The sequence below is a fragment of the Pseudomonas brassicacearum genome, assembly GCF_009601685.2.
Classification (GTDB): Bacteria; Pseudomonadota; Gammaproteobacteria; order Pseudomonadales; family Pseudomonadaceae; genus Aquipseudomonas; species Aquipseudomonas kilonensis_B.
Window position 1 is genome coordinate 4,177,364 of the sequence record NZ_CP045701.2, and the last position, 19,707, is coordinate 4,197,070.

At 62.1% G+C, this 19,707-nt stretch carries 16 protein-coding genes and 1 pseudogene; 7 read left to right on the plus strand and 10 right to left on the minus strand.

What is annotated here, in order from left to right; translation table 11 throughout:
- The first annotated feature begins 4 nt into the window (after positions 1–4).
- The 3 genes from nuoN to GFU70_RS17615 all read left to right on the plus strand — a co-directional run bounded on the left by nuoN (position 5) and on the right by GFU70_RS17615 (position 3,362).
- Entirely contained in the window at positions 5–1,468 is a 1,464-nt protein-coding gene (gene nuoN, locus GFU70_RS17605; protein ID WP_003203388.1) for an NADH-quinone oxidoreductase subunit NuoN, read from the plus strand.
- 109 nt (positions 1,469–1,577) lie between these two features.
- Positions 1,578–2,687, plus strand: coding sequence for an NAD(P)/FAD-dependent oxidoreductase (locus tag GFU70_RS17610; RefSeq protein ID WP_153388508.1), 1,110 nt, complete (start codon positions 1,578–1,580; stop codon positions 2,685–2,687).
- Between the two features lie 198 nt (positions 2,688–2,885).
- Entirely contained in the window at positions 2,886–3,362 is a 477-nt protein-coding gene (locus GFU70_RS17615) for a hemerythrin domain-containing protein (RefSeq protein WP_058546144.1), read from the plus strand.
- A gap of 57 nt (positions 3,363–3,419) precedes the next feature.
- On the opposite strand, the gene GFU70_RS17620 is transcribed toward GFU70_RS17615, so the two are convergent.
- The 7 genes from GFU70_RS17620 to GFU70_RS17650 all read right to left on the minus strand — a co-directional run bounded on the left by GFU70_RS17620 (position 3,420) and on the right by GFU70_RS17650 (position 10,142).
- On the minus strand, positions 3,420–4,298 hold the full coding sequence (locus tag GFU70_RS17620) for a LysR family transcriptional regulator (RefSeq protein WP_058546143.1): 879 nt from the start codon (positions 4,296–4,298) through the stop codon (positions 3,420–3,422).
- Between the two features lie 238 nt (positions 4,299–4,536).
- A complete protein-coding gene (ycaC, locus tag GFU70_RS17625) occupies positions 4,537–5,166 on the minus strand; it encodes an isochorismate family cysteine hydrolase YcaC (protein ID WP_153388509.1) in 630 nt (209 codons plus the stop codon).
- Between the two features lie 159 nt (positions 5,167–5,325).
- On the minus strand, positions 5,326–7,164 hold the full coding sequence (locus GFU70_RS17630; RefSeq protein WP_058546142.1) for an amidohydrolase: 1,839 nt from the start codon (positions 7,162–7,164) through the stop codon (positions 5,326–5,328).
- A 120-nt stretch (positions 7,165–7,284) separates the two neighbouring features.
- Entirely contained in the window at positions 7,285–7,911 is a 627-nt protein-coding gene (locus GFU70_RS17635; protein ID WP_058546141.1) for an antibiotic biosynthesis monooxygenase, read from the minus strand.
- Complete coding sequence (locus GFU70_RS17640) at positions 7,904–8,317, minus strand: DoxX family protein (protein WP_058546140.1); 414 nt, start codon at positions 8,315–8,317, stop codon at positions 7,904–7,906. Before GFU70_RS17640 ends, GFU70_RS17635 begins: the two co-directional genes overlap by 8 nt.
- The gene (locus GFU70_RS17645) at positions 8,314–9,261 is read right to left on the minus strand and encodes a LysR family transcriptional regulator (protein ID WP_063320460.1); all 948 of its coding nucleotides are present in this window, start codon (positions 9,259–9,261) and stop codon (positions 8,314–8,316) included. The genes GFU70_RS17640 and GFU70_RS17645 overlap by 4 nt, the downstream gene beginning before the upstream one ends.
- 59 nt (positions 9,262–9,320) lie before the next feature.
- On the minus strand, positions 9,321–10,142 hold the full coding sequence (locus GFU70_RS17650; RefSeq protein WP_003203408.1) for an alpha/beta fold hydrolase: 822 nt from the start codon (positions 10,140–10,142) through the stop codon (positions 9,321–9,323).
- 511 nt (positions 10,143–10,653) lie between these two features.
- On the opposite strand from GFU70_RS17650, the gene GFU70_RS17655 reads away from it, so the two are divergent.
- The gene (locus GFU70_RS17655) at positions 10,654–13,443 is read left to right on the plus strand and encodes an ATP-binding protein (protein ID WP_116641870.1); all 2,790 of its coding nucleotides are present in this window, start codon (positions 10,654–10,656) and stop codon (positions 13,441–13,443) included.
- On the opposite strand, the gene GFU70_RS17660 is transcribed toward GFU70_RS17655, so the two are convergent.
- Both GFU70_RS17660 and GFU70_RS17665 read right to left on the minus strand, forming a co-directional pair.
- Entirely contained in the window at positions 13,405–14,895 is a 1,491-nt protein-coding gene (locus GFU70_RS17660; RefSeq protein ID WP_116641869.1) for an ATP-binding protein, read from the minus strand. The two genes, GFU70_RS17655 and GFU70_RS17660, sit on opposite strands and share 39 nt — an antisense overlap.
- A 182-nt stretch (positions 14,896–15,077) precedes the next feature.
- Positions 15,078–16,028: a GlxA family transcriptional regulator gene (locus tag GFU70_RS17665; protein WP_058546431.1), complete on the minus strand. Its 951-nt coding sequence runs from the start codon at positions 16,026–16,028 to the stop codon at positions 15,078–15,080.
- 303 nt (positions 16,029–16,331) lie between these two features.
- Here GFU70_RS17665 and GFU70_RS17670 point away from each other — a divergent pair, with 303 nt between their 5' ends.
- From GFU70_RS17670 to GFU70_RS17680, 3 genes and pseudogenes are all read left to right on the plus strand, one after another.
- Complete coding sequence (locus tag GFU70_RS17670; protein ID WP_058546430.1) at positions 16,332–17,054, plus strand: pirin family protein; 723 nt, start codon at positions 16,332–16,334, stop codon at positions 17,052–17,054.
- A 58-nt stretch (positions 17,055–17,112) separates the two neighbouring features.
- A pseudogene (locus GFU70_RS17675) lies at positions 17,113–17,477 on the plus strand (YbfB/YjiJ family MFS transporter); the annotation flags it as partial.
- A gap of 305 nt (positions 17,478–17,782) precedes the next feature.
- Positions 17,783–18,184: a hypothetical protein gene (locus GFU70_RS17680; protein WP_116641866.1), complete on the plus strand. Its 402-nt coding sequence runs from the start codon at positions 17,783–17,785 to the stop codon at positions 18,182–18,184.
- Between the two features lie 478 nt (positions 18,185–18,662).
- On the opposite strand, the gene GFU70_RS17685 is transcribed toward GFU70_RS17680, so the two are convergent.
- Positions 18,663–19,706 carry a GlxA family transcriptional regulator gene (locus GFU70_RS17685; protein ID WP_153388510.1) on the minus strand — a complete coding sequence of 348 codons (1,044 nt, stop codon included), beginning with the start codon at positions 19,704–19,706 and terminating at the stop codon, positions 18,663–18,665.
- Between the last annotated feature and the right edge of the window lies 1 nt (position 19,707).

The window sequence follows — 19,707 nt, forward strand, 5'->3', positions numbered from 1 at the left end:
CGCTATGGAATTCACGATTCAACACTTTATCGCGCTTGCACCGCTGTTGATCACCAGCGCCACGATCATCGTGGTGATGCTGGCGATCGCCTGGCGGCGCAATCACTCACAGACCTTCCTGCTGTCGGTGGCGGGGCTGAACCTGGCCCTGCTGTCGATCTTGCCGGCCCTGAAAGTCGCGCCACTGGCGGTCACCCCGCTGATACAGATCGACAGCTTCGCCTGCCTCTACATGGCGTTGATCCTGGTCGCCACCCTGGCCTGTGTCACCCTCGCCCACGCCTACCTCGGCGATGGCGGTTCGGGTTACCCGGGCAACCGCGAAGAACTGTACCTGCTGATCCTGATGGCCGCCGCCGGTGGCCTGGTCCTGGTCAGCGCGCAGCACCTGGCCAGCCTGTTCATCGGCCTGGAACTGCTGTCGGTACCGGTCTACGGCCTGGTGGCCTATGCCTTCTTCAACAAGCGCTCCCTGGAAGCCGGCATCAAGTACATGGTGCTGTCGGCGGCCGGTTCCGCGTTCCTGTTGTTCGGTATGGCCCTGCTCTACGCCGAAGCCGGCACCCTGAGCTTCGTCGGCATCGGCCAGGCCCTGGCGGCTACCGGCCTGCCTAGCCCGATCGCGCAACTGGGCCTGGGCATGATGCTGATCGGCCTGGCGTTCAAACTGTCGCTGGTACCGTTCCACCTCTGGACCCCGGACGTCTACGAAGGCGCCCCGGCGCCAGTGGCGGCGTTCCTGGCCACCGCTTCGAAAGTGGCGGTGTTCGCGGTCATGGTGCGTCTGTTCCAGATCTCGCCAGTGGCCAGCAGCGGTGTGCTGAGCAACGTGCTGACCATCATCGCCATCGCGTCGATCCTGTTCGGTAACCTGCTGGCACTGACCCAGAGCAACCTCAAGCGTCTGCTGGGTTACTCGTCCATTGCCCACTTCGGCTACCTGCTGATCGCCCTGATCGCCAGCAAAGGCCTGGCCGTGGAAGCCATCGGCGTGTACCTGGTCACCTACGTGATCACCAGCCTCGGCGCCTTTGGCGTGATCACCCTGATGTCCTCGCCGTACAACGGCCGCGACGCCGACGCCCTGTACGAATACCGCGGCCTGTTCTGGCGCCGTCCGTACCTGACCGCCGTGCTGACCGTGATGATGCTGTCCCTGGCCGGCATCCCGCTGACCGCCGGCTTCATCGGCAAGTTCTACATCATCGCCACCGGCGTCGAAGCTCACCAATGGTGGCTGGTCGGCTCCCTGGTGCTGGGCAGTGCCATCGGCGTGTTCTACTACCTGCGCGTCATGGTCACCCTGTACCTGATGGAACCGAACCTGCGTCGTCACGACGCCGAGTTGCACTGGGAACAAAAGGCAGGCGGCGTGATGCTGCTGGCCATCGCCGTACTGGCATTCTTCCTCGGTGTGTACCCGCAGCCGTTGCTGACCCTGGTTCAGCAGGCTGGCTTGACGGGCTGATCGTGTAGCGGTAGATCGTAGAAAACAGAAACGGCACCTTTGGGGTGCCGTTTTTGCGTTTGGGGCATGATGGATTTTCAGGAACCCGAGCCGTGAAGGAGAAACAACCTTGAATGTCGATATCGAGTGCATCGTCGTAGGCGCGGGGGTCGTCGGGCTCGCCGTGGCGCGGGAAATGGCCCAGGCCGGTCATGAAGTGCTGGTGATCGAAGCCGCCGAAGCCATCGGCATGGGCATCAGCTCGCGCAACTCCGAAGTCATCCATGCAGGCATCTATTATCCGCCGGGCAGTCTCAAGGCGCAGCTGTGCGTCGAAGGCCGGCACCGGCTGTACGCCTATTGTGAAAGCCACGGCGTCGCCACCCGCCGGCTCGGCAAGTTGATCGTTGCCACGGATCAGGCGCAGGTGGCCGGACTCGAAACATTGCTTGAACGGGGCTTGATGAACGGCGTGGATGACCTGCGCCTGCTCGATCAAGAACAGGCGCTGGCATTGGAACCGGCCCTGGCCTGTGTCGCCGCGCTGTATTCGCCTTCCACCGGTATCGTCGATTCCCACGCTCTGATGCTTGCCTTGCTGGGCGACGCCGAAGCGGCCAGGGCGAACATTGCCTTCCACACGCCTTTGCTGGGAGCTCGCGTCATCACTGGGGGGTTCATGCTGGAATTGGGCGGCACGGCGCAGATGACCCTGTCCTGTCGCCTGCTGATCAACGCCGCGGGCCTCCAGGCACCGGCCCTCGCCCGCTGCATCGAAGGCCTGGAGATGCAATCGGTACCCGAGGACTTTTTGTGCAAGGGCAACTACTTCAGCCTCGCCGGGCGAGCACCGTTCCGCCATTTGGTCTATCCCGCACCGGAAGCTGCTGGCCTGGGCATCCACATGACGCTCGATTTAGCAGGCCAGGCGCGTTTCGGCCCGGACACCGAATGGGTCGAGTGCGAGGACTATCGAGTGGATCCGGCCCGGGCCGAAGCGTTTTACCCGGCGATCCGCAATTATTGGCCGGGCCTGCCCAACCAGAGCCTGCAACCAGCCTACAGCGGCATCCGCCCAAAGATCTCCGCGCCCGGCGAACCGGCCCGCGACTTTGTCATCAGCAGCGAGGCCGAACACCGGGTGCCAGGGTTGATCAACCTGCTCGGGATCGAATCGCCCGGGCTGACGTCCTGCCTGGCAATCGCCAGCCGGGTCCGACAACGGATCGAAAATGCCTAGCCACCAGCGCAAAGTGCAACGCGTTTTGCCCCCCGCTCATGCAGCTTGCACGACGCCGGAAATTCCTTGCGTTTCAACTTATTGTTTTTAAAGGGTTTTAAATCGATCTTCGGCTGGCACAGCTGATGCAATTCAGCTCTTACGCGGCGTAGGCGTCTCCAAGCCTGCCCGCTTCCGTGTATTGCCGAGGAGCTACCTATGAATGCCATTGATCTGTTGAAAGCCGACCACGAACGCGTCAAAGCCATTCTGACTCAACTGAGCGAGTCGACCGACCGCGCCGTGAAAAAACGCACCGACCTGTTGGCAAAACTGGAAATGGAAATTTCCATCCACACCCGCCTGGAAGAAGAAATTCTTTATCCGGCTTTCAAGCAGGCCGGTGGCAAGGACGAGGCCGAAATGTATTACGAAGCCAAGGAAGAACACCGTACTGTCGATTCGCTGGTGCTGCCGGACCTGAAAACCACCGATCCGACCCAGCCGGAATTCGCCGGGCGGGTGAAAGTGGTCAAGGAACTGCTTGAGCACCACATCGAGGAAGAAGAAAAGGAAATGTTCCCCCAGGCGAAAAAACTGCTGGGCAAGGCAAAACTCGATGCCTTGGGTGCTGACATGGAGACCATGAAAGCGCAGTACAAAAAAGAACTGAGCAGCGCCAATCTCGCCGCCTGATCAAAGCGCCGTGGATGCTTCAGCCGTCATGTGACGGCTGAATGCGTTGCGGCGCTTTTATTGCATTTGTTCGCGCAAGAATTCCACCAGCGCCTGCACCGGGCGTGCACTTTGCCGATGCTGGGGATACACCGCCGACAACGCCAGCGGTGCGGTCTCGAAACCTTCCAGGACCTTGATCAGCCGTCCATCCTTCAAGGCATCGCCGAGGATGAAAGCGGGCAGATAGGTGATGCCCATGCCGGCGATGGCCGCGTCCCTGAGCAAATCGCCGTTATTGGCGCGCATACGTCCCGTGACCTCCAGGGTCAACGGTTTGCCGGTCCCCGCGAAACGCCATTGCACCTGGCGACTGTGACCATAGGGCAAGCAGTCGTGATTGCGCAGGTCTTCAGGCCGCGCAGGCGTGCCTTTTTGCGCCAGGTAAGTGGGGCTGGCGCAGTACACCCGCTCGATGGTCGCGATGCGCCGGGCAATCAGCGTTGAATCCTCCAGCACGCCGATGCGCAGCGCCAGGTCATAGCCCTCCCCCAGCAGATCCACCGAGCGGTCGCTCAGGTCCACCTCGACGCTGACGCCCGGATGGCGCTGCAGAAACAGCGGCAGCAGGCTGCCCAGGTGCGCCACGGCGAAAGACAGCGGTGCGCTGAGGCGAATGGTACCGCGGGGCTCGCTGGTCTGGCCGCTGATGCCCTGCTCCACCTGTTCGACTTCATTGAGCAGGCGCAGCGCCGCTTCGTAATAGCGCTGGCCCAGGGGCGTGACATCCAACCGCCGGGTCGAGCGATTGAGCAGGCGCACGCCCAGGCGCTGTTCCAACTCCATCAGCTTGCGACTGACGAACTGTTTGGACAGCCCCAGCTTGTCCGCCGCTGCGGTGAAACTGCCCGACTCCATGACCTGGGCAAAGATACGCATTTCTTCGAAGGGGTTCATTGTCATTCCTGGGGTGGACAGTCAGCGGTTTCTGTTGGCCATTGTGGTTTAGGTAAAGCAGATAGGAAAGGTGTGGGATGTGCCGCCGTCATCGCGAGCAAGCTTTGCTCCCACATTGGATCGGGCGAAACCCTGTGGGAGCAAAGCTTGCTCGCGATAGCGGTGAATCAGCTTGAAAGAAGTGAATGCCAAACACAAAAACGCCCGCACACGGCGGGCGTCGTTCAGCATGGACCGCTTACTTGGCCGTCAGCGCCGCGTAGCTGTTCATCAGGTTGCGGTAGTTCGGAATGCGCTGGGACAGCAGGTTGCCCAGGCCTTCGATGTCGTTGCGCCAGTCGCGGTGCAGCTCACAGGCCACCGAGAACCAGTTCATCATTTGCGCGCCGGCCGCGGTCATGCGCACCCAGGCGGCCTGTTGCACGGTTTCGTTGAACGTACCCGAAGCGTCGGTCACAACGAACACGTCGAAACCTTCAGCCAGCGCCGACAGGGTCGGGAACGCCACGCAGACATCGGTGACCACGCCGGCGATGATCAGTTGCTTGCGGCCGGTGGCCTTGATCGCCTTGACGAAATCTTCGTTGTCCCAGGCATTGATCTGGCCTGGACGGGGGATGTACGGCGCATCCGGGAACATTTCCTTGAGCTCCGGCACGATCGGACCGTTGGGGCCTTGTTCGAAGCTGGTGGTCAGGATGGTCGGCAGTTCGAAGAACTTCGCCAGGTCGGCCAAGGCCAGCACGTTGTTCTTGAACTCGTTGGGCGAGAAATCCTGGACCAGGGAAATCAGGCCGGTCTGGTGATCGACCAGCAGGACGACCGCGTCGTCTTTGTTCAGACGGTTGTAGGCGGGAACGTTGCTCATGGGATGACTCCTTTGGGATGGATGTTACAAAACCTTGTGGGAGCGAGCTTGCTCGCGATAGCGGCGTGTCAGGCGGCGGCGACGTTGAATGTTCCGCCGCCATCGTCGGATCGCCGACCGGAGCAAGCTCGCTCCCTCAGGGGGAAATCCGCGTGTTAGTCAAAAGGCAAAACAGGAACAGCCAAATGCGCCCCAGAAGCCTTGGAAATCACTGACCGGGACGTTCGACAACCGCGCCCGTTCATGGCTGTGGGAATGCACCGTGCACGGACCGCTGCACTGGTGGACCTGGGCCTGCAACGGTGACGTCGGGCGCCAGTGGCCCGGGACCTTGACCACCGGCGACCAGTCGGGCAGCACCGGGACGCTGGCCGGCCCGAGTTTTTCGAAGTCGCCGGCGGCGTACACCACCTTGCCGTCGACCACGGTCAGCACCGACTCGATCCACTTGATGGCTTCTTCCTCGACGCTGAAAAAGTCCGCGCTCAGGGCCGCCAGGTCCGCCAATTGGCCAACCTTGATCTGGCCTTTCTTGCCCTGCTCCGACGAGAACCAGGCACTGCCGTGGGTAAACAGTTCCAACGCCGTCAGGCGCGGCAAGCCTTCTTCGTGCAACGAAAGGCCACCGACCGTGCGACCGCTGACCATCCAGTACAACGAGGTCCAGGGGTTGTAGCTGGAGACGCGGGTGGCGTCGGTGCCGGCGCCCACCGGCACGCCTTCGGCGAGCATGCGCTTGATCGGCGGCGTGGCTTCGGCAGCCTTGGCACCGTAGCGGTCGACGAAGTATTCACCCTGGAAGGCCATGCGATCCTGGATCGCGATGCCGCCGCCCAGCGCTCGCACACGCTCGATGTTTTTCGGCGTGATGGTCTCGGCGTGGTCGAAAAACCAAGGCAGGCCGTTGAACGGGATGTCGCGGTTCACTTTTTCGAACACATCGAGCATGCGGCTGATGGATTCGTCATAGGTGGCATGCAGGCGGAACGGCCAACGCTGCTCCACCAGGTGCCGGACCACGGGCTCCAGGTCCTGCTCCATGCCAGGCGGCAGGTCCGGGCGCGGCTCCAGGAAGTCCTCGAAATCCGCCGCCGAGAACACCAGCATTTCCCCGGCGCCGTTGTGCCGCAGGAAATCATCGCCCTGGTGCAACTTGACGCTGCCGGTCCAGTTCTTGAAGTCGGTGAGCTCTTCCTTGGGCTTCTGGGTGAACAGGTTGTAGGCGATGCGCACCGTCAACTGCTCCTCCCGAGCCAACTGCTCGATCACCGCGTAGTCGTCCGGGTAGTTCTGGAAGCCGCCGCCGGCATCGATGGCACTGGTCAGGCCCAGGCGATTGAGTTCACGCATGAACTGGCGGGTGGAGTTGACCTGGTACTCCAACGGCAACTTCGGCCCCTTGGCCAACGTCGAGTACAGGATCATCGCGTTAGGCCGTGCCACCAGCATGCCGGTGGGTTCACCCTTGCTGTCACGCACGATCTCGCCACCCGGCGGGTTCGGCGTGTCACGGGTGTAGCCGGCCACCCGCAGCGCGGCACGGTTGAGCAAGGCACGGTCGTACAGGTGCAACACGAACACTGGCGTGTCGGGAGCGGCCTGGTTGAGTTCTTCCAGGGTCGGCATACGCTTTTCGGCGAACTGGAATTCGTTCCAGCCGCCCACCACGCGCACCCATTGCGGCGTCGGCGTGCGGTCGGCCTGGTCCTTGAGCATGCGCAAGGCGTCGGCCAGGGACGGTACGCCTTCCCAGCGCAGCTCCAGGTTGTAGTTCAGGCCGCCACGGATCAGGTGCAAGTGCGAGTCGTTGAGCCCGGGAATGACGGTGCGGCCCTTGAGGTCGATGACTTGGGTAGCGCTGCCGCGCAGGGCCATGGCCTCGGCGTCGGTGCCCACGGCGACGAAGCGCCCCTGGCTGATGGCAACCGCGCTGGCGCGGGGTTTTTCACGGTCGACGGTATGGAACTGGCCATTGAACAGAATCAGATCGGCGTTCATCGGATTTCCTTTGACGATAAATGAATCGATAGGCGGCGACATTTAGAGGGATCGCTTCGCGATCCCACGGGGATAAATCCCCTCGCCACAACAGTGCTAGTCACAAAAGCTCGGCGCTGCTCAGGGCTCCAGGTGCACGTGAGCTTTCGAGTCCTCAAGCCACGGTGCGAACAGCCGGGTCGCCAGCGGCATGCACACGTACACCACCGAAAGCACGATGGTCAGGGTGATCAGGAACGTGGCCACCACGTAGTTGGAAAGAAAACTGTTGAGTTGCAGCAACGGCCCCCAGATCAGCGGCACCAGCAAGGTGTGCGGCAGGATGACCAGCAGCGTTACCACGGCCTGCTTCCAGCGTGGCGGCGGTGTGGCCGCATCGGCCAGCGGGGTGAACCAGAATTCCTTGTGCGCCCCGACTTCGGTCTGGTCACCGTCGGCCAGCAACGGCATGGCCTCCTCCACCAGTTCGCGGCGCTCGGGCGAGTCCAGCCAGCGTTGCATGGCCTCGGTGGAACAGAAGCGCAGCACGCAGGTGAACAGCGCCAGCCCGTCCTGCTTGCCCCGCACCACATCCACCCCCAGGTGCCCTGGCCATTGACCGGCCACGCGCACGATGCGGCGCAACCAGGCTTCATACGCCGCGTCCTGGCCGGCCTTGATCCGGTGCTTGACCACCAGGGTCACGATTTCATCGAAGCCGGGCTTGGCCGGGCTCGCGGTGGATTCAACGGTTTGAGACTCAGACATGACGAAGCACTCCAACAAAACGCGTATTGATTGCCAGGCGTCCGGGCCCGGCGATCAACACACTGGTAAATACGATCAGCAGCAGCCAGCCGAACTGGCCTTCTTCCAGGCTCCACTGCGGGTGCACCACCAGCAGCGCCACGACCAGCAGAAACAGGATCGGCAAGCACGCCAGGCGCACCAACACACCGGCCATGATCAGCAGCGGACACAGCACCTCGGCGAAAATCGCCAGGACCAGGGTCGGCGCCGCGCCAAGGTGAAACGGGTCTTCGATACGGGTCAGCTCGACGCTGTAGTGCAACAGCTTCGGCAACCCATGGACCCACAGCAAAAACAACGCGCCACTCAGGCGCAGGAACAACAAGCCCAGATCCTGCAGCGGGCGCTCATCGGTCATGTTCATCGGTGGGCTCCGTCCGCGGCGATCGAAGCCGCCGCTGGCAGCGGTTGGGACATATGGCTGGCAATGCGCGAGCGTAGCCAGCGCTCGGCCGGGTCGTTGTCATGCACGCCGCTCCAGACCATCGACAGTTCCGCGGCATTGATCTCGAACGGCGGGTCCTCGGCGCGCAGCGCGCAGCCTTCCACCAGCGCGCAGGCGGCATAGTCGGGCACGGTGGCGATCAGTTCGGTGCCGGCCAGCAAGGCCCGCAGGCCGCTGAATTGCGGCACCGCCAGCACCACTTTGCGGGTCCGGCCGATGCGGGCCAGGTCCAGGTCGATGTTGCCGCTCAGGTCGCCCGAGAACGAGACCATGGCGTGGGGCCGCGAACAGTATTCGTCCAGGGTCAAGGGCCCCGGGCGCTTGTCGCCACGCAAGACTTTGCAAGGAATGTCCCGCAGCTTCTTGCGCTTGGCATTGGCCGGTAGATCGGTGGTGTAGCTGACGCCGACGCTGATTTCACCGCTGGCCAGCAGCGACGACATCAGCAGGAAATTGGCCCGGCGCACCACCACGATGATCCCCGGCGCTTCTTCGCGCAGTTGACTCAGAAGCGGTGGAAACAGGCCGAATTCGGCATCGTCGGACAGACCGATGCGAAACACGTCGCAACTGGTTGACGGATCGAACGCCTTGGCGCGGCTGACCGCGCCAGAGATGGTGTCCATGGCCGGTTGCAGCTCTTGCAGGATCGCCAGGGCTCGCGGCGTCGGCTCCATGCCGCGCCCGTGGCGGATCAGCAAAGGATCATCGAACAGATCCCGCAGCCGCCCCAGCGCCGCGCTCACCGCCGGCTGGCCCATGAACAGTTTTTCGGCAACGCGGGTCAGGTTTTTCTCGAACATCAGCGCCTCGAAGATCACCAGCAGGTTCATGTCGAGACGGCGTAAATCGTTGCGGTTCATGGGTGTGAGTCCTATCGATCCTGTGGGAGCAAACCCGCTCCCACAGTTTCATGGTTTGATCAACCCTGGATGAACGCCAGCAGGTCCGCGTTCAGGCGGTCCTTGTGGGTGTCGGTCAGGCCGTGGGGCGCGCCGGGGTAGATCAGCAACTGGGAGTTCTTGAGCAACTTGGCGGCGGCGATGCCAGCCGTTTCGATGGGGACCACCTGATCGTCATCGCCATGGACCACCAGGGTCGGCACGTCGATGTTGCGCAGGTCTTCGGAAAGATCGGTTTCCGAGAACGCCTTGATGCAGTCGTAGGTGTTCTTGTGGCCGGCGAGCATGCCCTGCATCCAGAACCAGTCGATCATGCCTTGGGACACCTTGGCGCCCGGGCGGTTGGCACCGAAAAACGCGCTGGCCACATCTTTGTATAGCTGAGAACGGTCGGCCAGGGAGGCCTGGCGGAAACCGTCGAACACTTCCACAGGCAGACCGCCGGGGTTGGCCGGAGTCTTGAGCATCAGCGGCGTCACCGCCGAAATCAGGCCGAGCTTGGCGACACGGGCGGCGCCATGGCGGCCGATGTAGCGCGCCACTTCGCCACCGCCGGTGGAGAAGCCGAGCAACACCGCATCCTTCAAGTCCAGGCGCTCGATCAGCTCGGCCAGGTCATCGGCGTAGGTGTCCATGTCGTTGCCGTCCCAGGGCTGGCTGGAGCGCCCGTGCCCACGGCGGTCATGGGCGATCACCCGGTAGCCATTGGACGCCAGGAACATCATCTGCGCCTCCCAACTGTCCGAGTTCAACGGCCAGCCGTGGCTGAAGACCACCGGTTGACCACTGCCCCAATCCTTGTAGTAAATCTCGGTGCCGTCGCGGGTGATGAAGGTGCTCATGACATGACTCCTTGAGGTGGGTGGATCGCTTTATGGTCCAGCCATGGGGGGTACCTGCGTGAGTTAAACGTTGTTAATTTTTTCGGCACGGCGGTGTTAAAAACCCGCTTCCGCGGGGCCGCCCCCGTAGCAGCTGCGTAGAAGCTCTGTAGAAGCTCTGTAGGAGCTGTGTAGGAGCTCTGTAGAAGCTCTGTAGAAGCTCTGTAGGAGCTGTGTAGGAGCTGTGTAGGAGCTGTGTAGGAGCTGTCGAGTGCAACGAGGCTGCGATCTTTCCAAAGACACTTGAATCTCAAGCGAAAGATCGAAAGATCGAAAGATCAAAAGATCAAAAGATCAAAAAATCGCAGGCTTCGCCAGCTCCTACAGAAGCCCAGCGCGAGCAAGCTCCCTCGCCACGGGATTTGCCGGCTGGAAGACTGGGAGTAGAGCCTGCGCCGTTGCGCTTGTAACCAAACCTGAGGAATATGCTCGGGTAACGCCCCAGCACCGGGACCAGAACATTGAGAGCAACATGAGCCAATACCTCAGCCTGCCCGTCGAACAGACGGTGCATTTCGGCCCTTATCGGGTCCATCCTCGCCAGCGCCTGGTGCTCGAGGGTGGGCAACCGTTGCGCCTGGGACGGCGGGCCGTGGAGATTCTGCTGGTGCTGCTCGAACACGCTGGCGAGGTGGTGAGCAAGCAGCAACTGATCGCCCGGGTCTGGCCCAGGAGCGTGGTGGAAGACACCAACCTGCGCGTGCACGTGGCGGCACTGCGCAAGGCCCTCGGGGATGGCCAGGCCGGGCAGCGCTACATCGTCACCGTGGCGCAGCGCGGCTACAGTTTTGTCGCGCCACTGTCATTCGAGCCGTTCGACCAATGGGCGCATATTCCTCATCCGTCTTTGACGCGCAACCTGCCGCTGCAGCGCACGCGCCTGATCGGACGCCAGGCCCTGGTGGAAAACCTGGTGGCCCAACTGCCGCGAAAACGCTTCATTACCCTGGTCGGCACCGGCGGCATCGGCAAGACCAGCGTTGCCCTGCGGGTGGCTGAACGGCTGATCGGCCAGTACCGTGACGGTACGCATCTGCTGGACCTGGCATCGCTCAACGACGCGGCCATGATCGCCCCCAACCTGTGCGCATTGCTCGAGCTTCCACTGCAGGACGGTGATCCGCTGGACGCCATCGCCCGGCAGCTCAGGGAGCGGCATCTGCTGTTGGTGATCGACAACTGCGAGCACCTGATCGACGCCATCGCCCAGCTCAGCGAAACCCTGCTGCGCGGCGCCCCCCACCTGCACATCCTGGCCACCAGCCGCGAAGGTTTGCGCGCCGAAGGTGAACACGTGCAGCGCCTGGACGCCCTGGCGTTCCCGCCCCGGGAAATGCCCATCGAAGGCTGTCCCGCCCTGGAATACCCGGCGCTTCAACTGTTTGCCGAGCGCGCGCTGGCCAGTCGTGACGACTTCGAACTGAGCGACCACGAGGTGCCGTTGGTGGTCGACATCTGCCAGCGGCTGGACGGCATTCCCTTGGCCATCGAACTGGCCGCCGGACAACTGGACCGCTTCACCCTGGAGGAACTTCAGCGGCAACTGCAAGACAGCGTCGCCCTGCTTCACAACGACACCGACGCCGCACCGCGCCAGCAGACCCTACGCGCCACGCTGGACTGGAGCTTCACGTTACTCACGGCCTGCGAGCAGACCTGCCTGCGGCGGCTGGCGGTGTTCATGGGCAGTTTCAACCTGGCCTCGGCCGCCGCGGTGATCGTCGGCCAGCACGTCGCGCCCGACCAGGTGCTGGTGTCGGTCAGCCAGTTGGTCGCCAAATCGTTGCTCAATGTAGAGATCGGCGATGAAGAGGTGCGCTATCGCCTGCTGGACACTACCCGCCGCTATGCCTTGGAACAACTGGCCGAAGCCGGGGAGTTGGCGGTCAGCCAGGAACGCCACGCCGAGCGCTGCCTGGCGCTCATGGGGCAAGCGGAAAGCGATTGGGAAAACACCCCCACCCGACTGTGGATCGCCCGCTACGCCGACTATCGCGACGACATCCGCGCGGCACTCGACCGAGGCTTGGGCCCGCAGGGTTCACACGCCGTCGCGATCCGCCTGACCGCCCGTACCCTGCCCCTCTGGCAGGAGTTGTCGCTGCTCAAGGAACACGGTCTCTACGTCAACAAAGCGCTGCAACTGTTGCAGGCCAGCCCCGCGCCATGTCCTCGCCTGACGCTGGCCCTGGAACTGGCCCACGCCAGTTTCAGCTACCACACCGAGGGTGGCACGCCGACCACCGTCCGCGCCTTTGGCGCGGCCCGGCAACTGGCCCGGCAATGCCAGGACCTGGCCGGCGAGCTGCGGGCCGTGTCGGGGCAAATGACCGTCGACCTCAGTTGCGGCAGCTACCAACAGGCCCTGGCACACAGCCTGGATTTCGACCGGTTGGGCTTGCAGGGCGATCCGATCCTGTCCTTGAGCGCCCAACGCCTGCGGGTGCTGGCGCTGCATTTCACCGGCGACCAGGGCGCGGCGCGGCGCGAAGCCGAACAGGTAATCCAGCGCCTGGCCCAGAGCGGTCACCGCAGCCGTTTCACCCACGGCTTCGGCGTGCAATACGATCAAAGCGTAGCCGCGCTGACGATTCTGGCGCGCATCCTCTGGCTGCAAGGTTTTGCCGAGAAAGCCCGGCGCACTGCCGACCTGGCGTTGCAGATCGCCGTGCAGATCAACCACGGTATTTCGATCTGCTACACCTTGGCGCTGGCCGGTTGCGTGATCGCCCACTACAACGGCGATTATCCGACTGCCCGGGAAAGGCTCGACCTGCTGAAGCAGCAGGCCAAGAAACATTCGGTGATGCTGTTCCATGACTGGGCTTGCCATTACGACCGCGCATTCGATGACCAGCCCCTGACAACGCGCCCGCCAGACGGGTTGATCCAGGACATCGCCATCACCCTGCGCAGCGACTTCGTCAGCCCGGCGCAAATCGAACGGGCCCGCAGTGGCGCCGCGGGCTGGTGTTCTGCGCAGATCCTGCGGGCCAGTGCCGAGACCTTGCTGGCCCGCAACGACCCCTCTCTAGAGGAAGCAGCCGAAGCGCAACTGCTGGCCGCCCTGGGCATTGCCCGTCGTCACCAGGCCCTGGCCTGGGAACTGCGCAGCGCCACGTCCCTGGCTCGTTTGTGGCAGCGCCAAGGGCAAGCGCATGCAGCGCAGGCACTGCTCGGGCCCGTCTATCGACGCTTTACCGAAGGTTTCGAGACCCCCGACCTATTGGAAGCCAGCATGCTGCTCCAGGCGCTGACTTGACGGTTGGGGCCTTGAACGCCGGGCTCCCCAAGCGCCTTGCAGCACGTAACGCCGATGAAACACAGGCCACTGACCACTGCGCCGCAGTTTGTCCATGGCATAGGCGCGAGTGGTGTGGAGCAGATGAAAGCGCTCCCCTTCGGCAAGCGGCTCGACCATCAGCAGTGACACGCTTACCAGCCGCGACAGCAGCGAGGGTAATTGCCCGACACTCAATTCAGCGCAACTGATCACGGCCAGCGCCGCCTTGAGCGTAAACGGCCCCTCGAACACCGCCAGGCGCTGGAATGCGGTTTGTTCGTCAGTGCTCAAACGCTCGAAACTCGAGTCCAGCACCGCCTCCAGGCTTTGGTGTCGGGCCACCGCGGTACGCCGCCCGTGGCTCAAGAGTGATAAACCGTAGTCCAGTTGTTCCAGGACCCCCGCCACCCCCAACACGTCAACCTGGGCCGCCGCCAGTTCCAACGCCAGCGGCAACCCGTCCAGGCGCTGGCAGATCTGTGCAAGCGTCGGCCAGTCGCGGCCATCCGGCTTGAAACCCTCCTGCCGGGCGCCAACCCGCTCGATCAACAACTGCACCGCCGGACATGCCTCGATCTGGTGCGCCGGTTCCAGGGACGACGCCACGGCCAGGCCCGGCAGCGTGACAATCCTTTCGTCCGGCAAGTCCAAGGGTTCGCGACTGCTGAGCAGCAGCGACACCCCGGGCGCCGTCGCAGCCACTGCCTGGACCAGTTCCCGACAGGCCTCGAGCAGGTGCTCGCAACCATCGAGCACCAGCAACATCCGACAGGGTTCGAGGGAGCAAGCCAAAGCCCCCTGCTCCACGCCCAGCACGCCGGCCACTTGCGCCACCACTTGTGAGGGATCGCTGATGGCCGCCAGGTCAACGAACCAGGCACCGTCTTCAAAGTGTTCGAGCAGCAGCTCCGCCACCCGCGACACCACCGTGGTCTTGCCGGCCCCGCCGGGGCCGGTGACGGTGGTCACGGTTTGACGGGGCACTTGCGCCAGCAACCGCCCCAGGACCTTGTCGCGACCCACCACCGGGCTCAAGCGTGCAGGCAGGTTGTGTCGCTCGGCTTGGGGACTGACAGGCGACTCAACGCGCTCTTGCAACGCCAGGGGCACTGCAAGGCAATAGCCTTGTCGAGGATGATTGAGGATATAGCGAGCGCCGCTGCGTCCATCACCGAAGGCCCGCCGCAGCGCCGCGATGTGCACCCGCAGGTTGATGGCCTCCACGACGCTGTCAGGCCAGACGTGGGCGATGAGCGTTTGCGTGCTGACGTAGTGGCCGGCGTGTTCCACCAGCACCTGCAGGACATCCAGGGCACGGCCGCCCAGTGCGAGGGGCTGGCCGTCACGGGTGACCAGCCGCTGCTGCCGGTAGAAGGCAAACGGACCGAAGCCCACCGCCGGCTCGCTATCGGGTTTGACGAAACTGTTCATGGGCGATCCAGCGCCGGATAACCGGTGCGGGCGTCAGCGTGCGAATCATCGAACACGTCTGCCCTGGCTCCTGCGCATCCTTTCCAAAGGGTTCGCCGTTATCTTGGCAGGCACAGGCTTGAGGACAATACTGGCACAGGGAGCGTCACGGACATCACGGTGCCCTGGACGGACACCATGGCTCAACTGAACTGCTGGCGATACTGCACCGGCGTCAGCCCGAGCTTTTCGCTGAACAAGAAGCGCATGTGCCGCACACTGCCGAAGCCACTGCGAAACGCCACGGTCTTGAGCGGCAGGTCGGTGCTTTCCAGCAACTGACGCGCCCGGTCGATGCGTGCGCCCTGCAGGAACTCCATGGGCGTCATCTTCACTTCACGGGCGAAGACCCGGGCGAAATGCCGCGCGCTCATGGCCGCCAGCGCGGCCATGCGCTCGATGGTGAAGGGTTCTTCCAGACGTTCCATCACATGATTCTGCACGCGGGTAATGGCCGATTCCTGCGTCGACACCGCCGCCACCGAGGGGCTGAACTGCGCCTGTCCACCCTGGCGCTTCATCACTACCAGCAACACCTTGGCCACGTCCAACGCGACTTTGCGGCCATGGTCCTGGGCGACGATGGACAGGGCCAGGTCAATCCCGGCGGTGACGCCGCCGGAGGTGATCAGACGCCGATCCTGCAGGAAGATCTTGTCGGTTTCCACCAGGGCCTTGGGGAAACGCTGTAACAAACGTTCGGTGTAATGCCAGTGGGTGGTGACGCGATAACCGTCGAGCAAGCCCGCCTCACCGAGCACAAAGACCCCAGTGCAGATGGAGCCGTAGCGCGTGGCCCGTTGCGCCGCGGCCCGCAGCCAGGTGTGCAACCCCGGATGCTGGTCGTTATAGGCTCCCGGCCCGCCCGGCACCAGCAACACGTCATAGGCCGCCCATGCCTGGTCGATATGGATATCGGCCTGCACCGTCACGCCATTGGACGCTCGCAATGGCCCGCGCTCGGTGCCCAGGGTGAGCAATTGATAACGCTGATCCGGCTCGAGATAGCGATTGGCGATGGAAAACACCTCCAGAGGCCCAGCCATGTCGAGCAGCAAAAAATCCGGGAACAGCACCATTGCAACGGTTTTCATCGGGAAGACGCCAAAAAATCCAGACACTATAAATGCCCCTGTGGGAGCGAGCTTGCTCGCGATAGCGTCGAGGCAGTCGCATCAATTCCAACTGACCCGACGCTATCGCGAGCAAGCTCGCTCCCATAGGGTTTATGCATTATGTCGAAGCGAAGCATCCGCCGGTAGCATTCTCGATTGTCTACCGATAACGGACAGTATTTCGTTTTCCAGCTGCTTATTGAACATTTTGATAACCATTAACCTTCTTCTGAACCCGGCGAACGGCCCCAGCCGTCGCCCATAGACTCAGGAGAATTCATCATGCTGACCCTTCGCAAAGCTTCGGATCGCGGCATTGCCCGCCACGGCTGGCTGACCTCGTTCCACACCTTCTCGTTCGCCAACTACCGTGACCTCAACGAACAGGGCTTCTCCGACCTGCTGGTCATCAACGATGACCGCGTCGCCGCTGCCAAAGGGTTCGGCCAGCATCCCCACCGGGACATGGAGATCTTTTCCTATGTGCTTGAAGGGGCGCTGGAACACAAGGACACCCTGGGCACGGGCTCGGTCATTCGCCCGGGTGACGTGCAGTTGATGAGTGCCGGCAGCGGCGTGGCCCATAGCGAGTTCAACCATAGTGCGGACGAGCCTGTGCACTTCCTGCAAATATGGATCGTGCCCAACGTCAGCGGCGCCACGCCCCGCTACCAACAGGAGCATTTCAGCAGCGAGCAGAAAAGCGGTCGCCTGCAATTGATCATCTCCCCCGACGGTGCCGACGGCTCGCTCAAGGTGCGCCAGGATGCACGGGTCTACGCCGGGCTGTTCGATGGCGAACAAAGCGCCACCCTGACCCTGGCGCCGGATCGCTATGCCTATGTGCACGTGGCACGAGGTGCTGTGGAACTCAACGGCATATCGTTACAGGAAGGTGATGGCGTGCGGGTGCGCGAGGAGCAGCTCCTGACCTTCAATAACGGCCGGGATGCCGAGGTGCTGGTGTTCGACCTACGGCCGCAGGAATTGCCGCAGATGCCATGAAGCAAGCGGGAAGCCTTGTGGGAGCGAGCCTGTTCGCGATAGTTCCAAAATGCACGACTTGGGCGCCCCCGTCGGGGCGCGCAGGAGTATTCGATTGGTCCTTTGCCTTGGCATGCTGGCGATTTCACACACCTTCATGGCATTGGCGTTGCTGGCGCTGATCATCGGTTCGTTCCCTGGCATCGTGCCTTCGGCCCTGGCCCGGTTGCATGAACTGGTGCCGGACCATCATCGCCAACAAGTCGCCTGGAGCCGTGCCACCGGTTCATTGCTACCTTTCAGGCCATGGCCGGGTTTGCCTATTCAGCGCTGTTCAATACCAGCGGCGGACATCACACCGTGCTTTTCCTGGTTTCTGGCGCAACGATTGTTGCTGCGCTGATGTTCGATTTTATCCTCGCGGAGAAAGAAAGCTCGAAATAACGGAGTTCATTGCCCAAGGGGGATTTTTGGGTGAAAAAAATCTAAAAACCCCCCGGCAATCCGGCGAATTCAAGCTTCACTCTGTGAGGCGCGGCCTAATGGTGTGGGGAAACGCTTGCACGCCTGCGCGTGTCTGTTGCACGCGAACCCTGATCGTCTAAGAAGTTCCACTGGAAGTCCGGCTTTCTTGACCAGCAGTCACCAAACCGTCACATTGGATTGTTGACTCAATGTTACAAGCCAAGCAAAATGATTTCACTTTGCCATCCACCCCTGAGCTTTAGCTTAATTTCATGGAAGAAAGCATGAAAACGGTTATATCCATCGCCGTATTATTCGTGACGTGCTGCGCCTCAGCGGACGTGCAGACAATCAAATATAACTACGACGATTCCGCTGCCGAATACTCCATCGTCTCGTTTGCTGAGAATGGTCCAGGTATTCACGCGACCATCCGAAGAACCGGGGCCTACTTCACCAGCTATACAAAACTGGAGCTCGATTGCGCGAACCACAATGTCCGTCACATGGGTATGTACAACAGCGTCGAGGCCCTGGAAAACGTTCAGTTTGACGAGATGCAGGGGCGAATCGTCGAGGGCTCGGTGGCTGATGAAGTAGGGAAAGTGCTCTGCAACGGCTCCACCTTGACCGCATCACAGTCCGACGAACTGCCTGCCGAAGCACAACCAGACGACAAGAGCTGATTCCGACGCCGCTAGTCTGCGGCGTTGCCTTTCGCACTCGTGCGAAAGTCACTACAGAGCAAAACGCTCTGACATGGATGTCTTCGTATTTGATGGCGCGGCCTCGCAACGGCTCGCCAGCAAATACGGCGAGACCCTTTATTTCTGCGCAGACAGAAAAAGGCAACCTGACCCGATCACCTGAAGTGCCTGCCTACTCTTGGCGGGTGGGATAGATTCATGCACGCAAAAAAGATATTCGAACTCCTGATGTCGCTGTTGACCTACGCTATTGTCTCACTGCTTTGGTTCGCGTACGCCGTTCCAGGCATGATCGAGCATGACTCAGACCTCTCAATGATCGTGGCCGCGACCGGGTCGATCATTTGGATGTGCGCCACGGGTTGTATCGTTCTGTACATGATCCAGAAGGTCCGAGCGACCTGATCGAGAGATCGAGCCGCTCGGCTGCATAGAAAAAACGTGTGACACCGAGACCTCAGCGCAACGCTTGTTTTCGCTCGAGTCTGGAGCGATAGCTACCAGGCGGCACCCCAAAAAAATCCCGGAAACGACGCTGGAAGTGCGGGGAGCTGACGAAGCCTGTCGCCACGGCGATTTCGGTCACGGATCGATTGGTTTGCTGGATAAGCTGACGGGCACGGGTCAAGCGCAGCTCCAAGTAATAGCGTGTGGGGGTCGCACCGAGAAAACTGCAGAACCGCCGCTCCAACTGTCGTTTGGAAATCTTGACGCACGCCGCCAGCTCATCGATGGTCAACGGCTCTTCTACGTTTTGCCACATCAGCTCCAACGCCAGCTTGAGGCTTTCCGGCAGCGTCGGGTCGGTCTCGACGAAGACCGGAGGCAAGTCTGTCGCATCATCGCCTGACTCGTCACAGCGAAGAATTTCCTCGATGGCGCCCACCAGCGCCGCCCCGCCCGTCTGGCGAATCAACTGGAGCATCATGCGCAGCGAACTGTTGGCGCCCGCGCAACTGACCCGCTCCCGATCAACGACATAGGCCCGGTTGGACACCTTCACGTGGGGGAACACCTCCGCCATCATGGCGCGGCTTTCCGGGTGGACAGCGCATTCGAAACCGTCCAGCAGATTGGCATCGGCCACGAAGAAGGCGCCGTTCCACAGCCCTCCCAGTATCGCCCCGGACGCCGCGTTGGCGCGCAGCTTGCGTCGCAGCAAGGGATGGCCTTGCAACTTCACGCGAAAGCCTCCGGCGACAATCAGCACGTCCTGGTTTTCCGGCATCTGCGCCAGTTCGATGTCGGTCGAGATGACAATGCCCAGGTCGCTCGTCACTTGCCCACCCGAAACCCCTACCGTGAGCACCTTGTAGAGGGGCATGTCGCTCATCAGGTTGGCGGTCACCAGCGCGTCCACCGCACCGGTGAAGGACATCATCGAGAAATTATCCATCAATACAAACGCGACGCGGATCGGTGCCTGGCTGGCAGGCGCCGATCCGAGTGGTCGATAAGCCATGTTCTTGTTTTTGAGTACGCTCTCGAATGCGCTTGGCATA

Excerpts from the sequence above, each read along its gene's own strand:
- nuoN (WP_003203388.1), top strand. The coding sequence starts at position 5 with ATGGAATTCACGATTCAACACTTTATCGCGCTTGCACCGCTGTTGATC.
- GFU70_RS17615 (WP_058546144.1), top strand. The coding sequence starts at position 2,886 with ATGAATGCCATTGATCTGTTGAAAGCCGACCACGAACGCGTCAAAGCC.
- GFU70_RS17620 (WP_058546143.1), bottom strand. The coding sequence starts at position 4,298 with ATGAACCCCTTCGAAGAAATGCGTATCTTTGCCCAGGTCATGGAGTCG.
- ycaC (WP_153388509.1), bottom strand. The coding sequence starts at position 5,166 with ATGAGCAACGTTCCCGCCTACAACCGTCTGAACAAAGACGACGCGGTC.
- GFU70_RS17630 (WP_058546142.1), bottom strand. The coding sequence starts at position 7,164 with ATGAACGCCGATCTGATTCTGTTCAATGGCCAGTTCCATACCGTCGAC.
- GFU70_RS17635 (WP_058546141.1), bottom strand. The coding sequence starts at position 7,911 with ATGTCTGAGTCTCAAACCGTTGAATCCACCGCGAGCCCGGCCAAGCCC.
- GFU70_RS17640 (WP_058546140.1), bottom strand. The coding sequence starts at position 8,317 with ATGAACATGACCGATGAGCGCCCGCTGCAGGATCTGGGCTTGTTGTTC.
- GFU70_RS17645 (WP_063320460.1), bottom strand. The coding sequence starts at position 9,261 with ATGAACCGCAACGATTTACGCCGTCTCGACATGAACCTGCTGGTGATC.
- GFU70_RS17650 (WP_003203408.1), bottom strand. The coding sequence starts at position 10,142 with ATGAGCACCTTCATCACCCGCGACGGCACCGAGATTTACTACAAGGAT.
- GFU70_RS17655 (WP_116641870.1), top strand. The coding sequence starts at position 10,654 with ATGAGCCAATACCTCAGCCTGCCCGTCGAACAGACGGTGCATTTCGGC.
- GFU70_RS17660 (WP_116641869.1), bottom strand. The coding sequence starts at position 14,895 with ATGAACAGTTTCGTCAAACCCGATAGCGAGCCGGCGGTGGGCTTCGGT.
- GFU70_RS17665 (WP_058546431.1), bottom strand. The coding sequence starts at position 16,028 with ATGAAAACCGTTGCAATGGTGCTGTTCCCGGATTTTTTGCTGCTCGAC.
- GFU70_RS17670 (WP_058546430.1), top strand. The coding sequence starts at position 16,332 with ATGCTGACCCTTCGCAAAGCTTCGGATCGCGGCATTGCCCGCCACGGC.
- GFU70_RS17680 (WP_116641866.1), top strand. The coding sequence starts at position 17,783 with ATGAAAACGGTTATATCCATCGCCGTATTATTCGTGACGTGCTGCGCC.
- GFU70_RS17685 (WP_153388510.1), bottom strand. The coding sequence starts at position 19,706 with ATGCCAAGCGCATTCGAGAGCGTACTCAAAAACAAGAACATGGCTTAT.